The organism is Stenotrophomonas sp., assembly GCF_031995405.1.
Classification (GTDB): Bacteria; Pseudomonadota; Gammaproteobacteria; order Xanthomonadales; family Xanthomonadaceae; genus Stenotrophomonas.
In genome coordinates this window covers 1-4,101 of sequence record NZ_DAMAGC010000196.1, presented here as the reverse complement: position 1 = coordinate 4,101, position 4,101 = coordinate 1, and the positions used below count along the sequence as shown (strand labels likewise).

The window sequence follows — 4,101 nt, the reverse complement described above, 5'->3', positions numbered from 1 at the left end:
GCTGCCGGCCCGCGCCTGGATTTCTCCGGGCGCCGGGTAGTGATTGCCGGTGGCAGCAAGGGCATCGGGCGTGCGATGGCGCTGGCGTTCGCTTCGGCGGGCGCCCGCGTTTCGGTATGTGCACGCGGTGCGCCGGGGCTTGCCGCGCTGCGCGATGACGCCCGGGCGCTCGGCCTGGAGGTGCATACCGCCACCGCCGACCTGGCCGTACTGGACGACATCGGCCGCTGGTTGGCCGATGCAGCCGGCGTGCTTGGCGGCATCGATGTCCTGGTCAACAACGCTACCGGCTATGGCATGGCCGACGGCGAGGCCGGCTGGGAAGCCAGCCTCACCGTCGACCTGATGTCGGCAGTGCGCGCTTCGCGACTGGCCCTGCCCTGGCTGCAGCAGTCCAGCGACGCCTGCATTCTCAATCTTGCCTCGATCGCGGCCCAGCAGCCGCGTCCGGGTGCCGCACCGTATGCCGCGGCCAAGGCCGCGCTGATGCACTACACCACCTCGCAGGCGCTGGCACTGGCGCCGCAGCGGATCCGCGTCAATGCCATCGCCCCGGGCTCGATCGAGTTCGAGGATGGGCTGTGGGCGCGCCGCCGCGAGCAGGATCCCGCGCTGTACCACGGCACCCTGGCGAAGATTCCGTTCGGTCGCTTCGGACAGCCCCAGGAGATCGCCAATGCCGCGCTGTTCCTGTGTTCGCCGCTGGCAGGCTGGATCACCGGCCACACCTTGAACGTGGATGGCGGCCAGGTCCTGATGGGCTGAACCGCCCGCTTCGCCACGCATGTCATCGCCATCACGGGAGATACCGGTGGGTGGGCGGGGTGCTGCTGGACGCCGCACTCCGTCGCCCGCACCGACCCGCGCAGGCGGCGCCGGTGCCCTGCGGTCGATGGGATAAACCGGCCACAGGCACTATCATGGGCGCATTGCCTTGGAGGAACCGGATGAACCAGCCACTTCGACAAACCAGCGCGTTGGCGGTCGTCAGCCTGGTCATGGGCATCGTCGGCTGGACGGTATTGCCGTTCATCGGCAGCCTGGTGGCCATCATCACCGGGCACATGGCGCGCGCGGACATCCGCCGTCAGCCGCAGGCGCTGGAAGGCGACGGGCTGGCACTCGCCGGCCTGATCCTGGGCTGGGTGGCGGTGATCGGCAGCCTGCTCGTGGTGGCCGGGTTCCTGTTGTTCTTCGGTGGACTGGCCTTGTTTGCCGCATCCCAATCGTGAGGTGTTCATGAGCGCATCGGATTCGACCGAACGCTTCAGCAACCGGGTCGCCGACTACGTCCGCTACCGTCCCGATTACCCGCCGGCCCTGCTGGACTGGCTGCATCACGACATCGGCGTGGCCACCGAAACGCTGGTCGCCGACATCGGCGCCGGCACCGGCATCTCCACCCGCCTGTTCCTGGCCAGCGGCCACCCGGTGATCGCGGTGGAGCCCAACGCGGCCATGCGCGCCGCCGCCGAGCAGTGGCTGGCCCCGGATTACCTGCGCCTGAAACTGGTCGATGGCACCGCCGAAGCGACCACGCTGGCCGATGACAGCGTCGGCCTGGTGGCTGCCGCGCAGGCCTTCCACTGGTTCGACACGACCGCGGTGCGCCGCGAATGGGCGCGCATCCTGCATCCGGGCGGCATGGCGCTGGTGTTCTGGAATTCGCGCCTGCTCGATGCCTCGCCGTTCCTGGTCGGCTACGAACAGCTGCTGCTGGAATTCGGCACCGATTACACCCAGGTCGCCGAGCGCTACCAGGACGACGATGCAATGCGCGCCTGGTTCGGCCCGGGGCTGCGCGGCATGGCCAGCTTCCCCAATGTGCAGCGCATGGATCTGGACGGCCTGCGTGGACGGCTGCTGTCGTCTTCCTACGCGCCACCGGCCGGGCATCCACGCCATGCGCCGATGCTGGAGGCCCTGCAGCAACTGTTCGACGCGCATGCCGTGGACGGCCAGGTCGCTTTTGAATACCACACCCGTGCCTTCATCGGCACGCTGGACTGATCGAACGCCATGTACTCGCTTGCCCGTCCCTTTCTCTTCACCTTCGACGCCGAGCGTGCCCACGGCCTGGGCCTGAACGCGCTGGAGCTGGCCTACCGAACCGGCACCACGCCGCTGCTGGCCGGTCGCATCGCCCCCTTGCCGACCCAGGCCTTCGGCCTGACGTTCCCCAACCCGGTCGGGCTGGCGGCCGGGCTGGACAAGAATGGCGAGCATATCGATGCGCTGTTGGCCCTGGGCTTCGGCTTCGTCGAGATCGGCACGATCACCCCGCGTCCGCAGGCCGGCAATCCCAAGCCGCGGCTGTTCCGGCTGCCGGCACACCAGGCCATCATCAACCGCATGGGGTTCAACAACCTCGGCGTGGACGCGCTGGTGCGCAACGTCGAACGCGCCAAGCGCCGCACCGGACTGCTCGGCATCAACATCGGCAAGAACAAGGACACCCCCAACGAGCAGGCGTTCGACGACTACCAGCATTGCCTGCAGAAGGTGTATCCGCTGGCCGACTACATCACCGTCAACATCTCCTCGCCCAACACCGCCGGCCTGCGTGAGCTGCAGGAAGAGAACGCGCTGCGCCAGCTGGTGTCGCAGCTGCGCGAGAGCCAGGAATCGCTGGCCGCCAAACACGGCAAGCGCGTGCCGATGCTGGTCAAGGTGGCGCCGGACCTCAGCGACCGCGACATCGATGCCGCCGCGCGCGTGCTCAGCGAACTGCAGGTCGACGGGGTGATCGCCACCAATACCACCATCGACCGCAGTGCGGTTGCAGGCGACGCGATGGCGCAGGAAGCCGGTGGCTTGTCCGGTGCGCCGCTGCTCGGCCAATCCACCCTGGTGCTGCGCCGCCTGCGCGCGCGCCTGCCCGAATCGATGCCGCTGATCGGCGTCGGCGGCATCCAGTCCGGCGCTGACGCGGTGGCCAAGATGTCCGCCGGTGCCGCGCTGGTGCAGTGCTACAGCGGCCTGATTTTCCGTGGCCCGGCCCTGGTGCAGGACTGCGTGGAAGCCATCCGCCGCCGCCGCGAAGCCCCCAGCCGCGGTGCGGTCGCCCCCCTATGAGTAACGCAATGCCCGCCTGGATCCTGACCGAAAACGCCTCGCTGAAGGCGCTCAACACCTTCCATGTCGACGCCACCGCCGCGCAGCTGCTCGAGGTGCACGACGCGGCGCTACTGCCGGAGGTGCTGGCGCTGCCGCAGGTCGCCGACCGCCCGCTGCTGGTGCTGGGCAGTGGCAGCAACGTGCTGCTGGCCGGCGATGTGGAGGGCACCGTACTGGTGTTCGCCAACCGCGACATCCAGATCCTGGAGCATCGCGCCGACCACACCGTGGTGCGCGCCGGGGCCGGGGTGAACTGGCACGGGCTGGTGATGTGGTCGCTGCAGAACGGGCTGTCCGGGTTGGAGAACCTGGCGCTGATTCCCGGCACCGCCGGCGCTTCGCCGATCCAGAACATCGGCGCCTACGGTGTGCAGGTGGACGAATTCATCCAGACCGTCGAAGCCTGGGACCGGCAGACCGGCGAGTGGGTACGGCTGGATGCCGAGGCCTGCCAGTTCGGCTACCGCGACAGCGTGTTCAAGCATGCCCCGGACCGCTATCTGATCAGCGCGATCGAATTGCGCCTGCCGCTGCTGCACGAGCTGCGCCTGGGCTATGCCGGGATCAGCGAAGAGATGCAGGCGATGGGCGTTGAACTGCCGGCGGCCACCGATGTGGCCAATGCAGTGATCAACATCCGTCGACGCAAGCTGCCCGATCCGGATGTGCTCGGCAATGCCGGCAGCTTCTTCAAGAACCCGGTGTTGCCGCTGGAGCAGGTCGAGGTGCTGCAGCAGCATTTCCCCGACCTGCCGGTGTACCCGGCCGCCGAAGAAAACCGGCGCAAGCTGTCGGCAGCGTGGATTATCGAGGCCTGCGGCTGGAAGGGCTACCGCGAAGGCGATGCCGGGGTGTCGCCGGACCACGCGCTGGTGCTGGTCAACCATGCCGCGGCCAGCGGCGACGATCTGCTCGCCCTGGCGCGGCGGATCTCGGCCTCGGTGCTGGAGAAGTTCGGCGTGCCGATCGAACCGGAGCCCCGCC

At 68.5% G+C, this 4,101-nt stretch carries 5 protein-coding genes; all 5 read left to right on the top strand.

Annotated features, from left to right (window positions below; genetic code table 11):
• The first annotated feature begins 15 nt into the window (after positions 1-15).
• Positions 16-765: an SDR family oxidoreductase gene (locus RTO53_RS19645; RefSeq protein ID WP_312239343.1), complete on the top strand. Its 750-nt coding sequence runs from the start codon at positions 16-18 to the stop codon at positions 763-765.
• 182 nt (positions 766-947) lie between these two features.
• Positions 948-1,232, top strand: a complete 285-nt coding sequence (locus RTO53_RS19640; protein ID WP_312239342.1) for a DUF4190 domain-containing protein — start codon at positions 948-950, stop codon at positions 1,230-1,232.
• A 7-nt stretch (positions 1,233-1,239) separates the two neighbouring features.
• The gene (locus RTO53_RS19635; protein ID WP_312239341.1) at positions 1,240-2,010 is read left to right on the top strand and encodes a class I SAM-dependent methyltransferase; all 771 of its coding nucleotides are present in this window, start codon (positions 1,240-1,242) and stop codon (positions 2,008-2,010) included.
• 9 nt (positions 2,011-2,019) lie between these two features.
• The gene (locus RTO53_RS19630; protein WP_312239340.1) at positions 2,020-3,075 is read left to right on the top strand and encodes a quinone-dependent dihydroorotate dehydrogenase; all 1,056 of its coding nucleotides are present in this window, start codon (positions 2,020-2,022) and stop codon (positions 3,073-3,075) included.
• The coding region (murB, locus tag RTO53_RS19625; RefSeq protein ID WP_312239339.1) for a UDP-N-acetylmuramate dehydrogenase at positions 3,072-4,101 on the top strand (1,030 nt) is incomplete at its 3' end. The genes RTO53_RS19630 and murB, both read left to right, overlap by 4 nt.